This window comes from Actinoplanes sp. NPDC051633 (assembly GCF_040681735.1).
GTDB lineage: Bacteria > Actinomycetota > Actinomycetes > Mycobacteriales > Micromonosporaceae > Actinoplanes.
The window spans coordinates 1-1,162 of sequence record NZ_JBFAZH010001745.1 but is presented as its reverse complement, the minus strand read 5'-3'; the positions used below and the strand labels follow the sequence as shown (position 1 = coordinate 1,162).

At 68.2% G+C, this 1,162-nt stretch carries 1 protein-coding gene; it reads right to left on the bottom strand.

Going from position 1 to position 1,162, the window contains the following annotated elements:
- Positions 1-66 precede the first annotated feature (66 nt).
- Positions 67-1,162, bottom strand: a 1,096-nt coding sequence (locus tag AB0M20_RS44845; protein ID WP_364307714.1) for a glycosyl hydrolase, incomplete at its 5' end; no start/stop codon positions are given.

Sequence of the window (1,162 nt, the reverse complement as noted above, 5' to 3'; positions counted from 1 at the left end):
CCAATTAGACATCACAATCGATCGTGTCACAAACAAAACAATCACTTACAGACATAGCCGCGGCCGTCAGGACAGGTTGTTGACCACGTCGACCTGGAAGACCGGGAGGTTGCCCAGCCGGCGGTAGGCCGTCAGGGACTCCTTTGTCGCGTCGACCCGGCTGTCCAGGCCCTTCTGGTTGTGCGGCGTGTCGAAGTGGACCATCGCACGGATGTTGGGGAACCGGCTGATCTGGCGGCCCACCTCGCGGTAGAAGTCGGCCTTGTGCGCCGGGTTGCTCTTCGACGACCAGACGCCCCACTCGGCCACCATCAGCGGCTTGTCGCTGTGCTTGGTCACCGCCCAGTTGTAGAAGCCGGGCCAGGTCGGCTTGCTCTCCATCCGCCGGTTCAGCAGCTCGGCGAAGTCGCCGTGGCCGTATCCCGGGTCGCTGTACGCGTAGGTGTCGAAGCCGATCCAGTCGACCACGTCGTCGCCCGGGTACATCCGGTCGAACCAGCTCTGCGTGGTGTGCGGCACGTACGCCATGTGCACCAGCACGGTGACCAGGTTGTCCACCCCGCGCGCCCGCAGATGCGAGACCACGTGCCGGAACATCTTCGAGTAGTCATCGGCCGTGTAGCCGGAACCGGCCTTCTCCCGCACGTTGTCCTCGGCCTCGTGGTGCACGGTGAAGAAGAACTGTTCGGGGAAGTTCTTCTTGATGTGCGTGGCGAGCCGGTCGAGGTACGCGTCGGTCTTCTTGTCGCCGGCCGCGATCGCCGCCCAGGAGGCCCCGGCCGGCTTCCAGTTGAGGAAGAGCAGCCGCTCGCGGCCGTCCTCGCGGGCGATCGTGACCTCCTCCTTGGTCGGGAAGAGCTGCCCGGTCCCCCGGTGGTAGGCGTGGTAGATGTCCTGGTGCCGCTCGGTCTTCTCCTCGAAGGCCGCGAGCGCCACCCGGCCGCGGTCGTCGGTGAACGCCCCCGGCGCGACGCCCCACAGGACGCCGCAGGTCGGCACGAGCTTGGCGCCGGTGCGGCAGTTCCGGCCGGCCGGTTTGACGGGCCGCGGCCCGCCGGTGGCGGTGGGCGCCGGCGGCTTGGCGGGCCGGCTCGGCGTGGCGGATGGGGATGCGGTGGGTTTGACGGGTACGCCCGGCTCGGGCGGCACGGCGCCGGGCGTG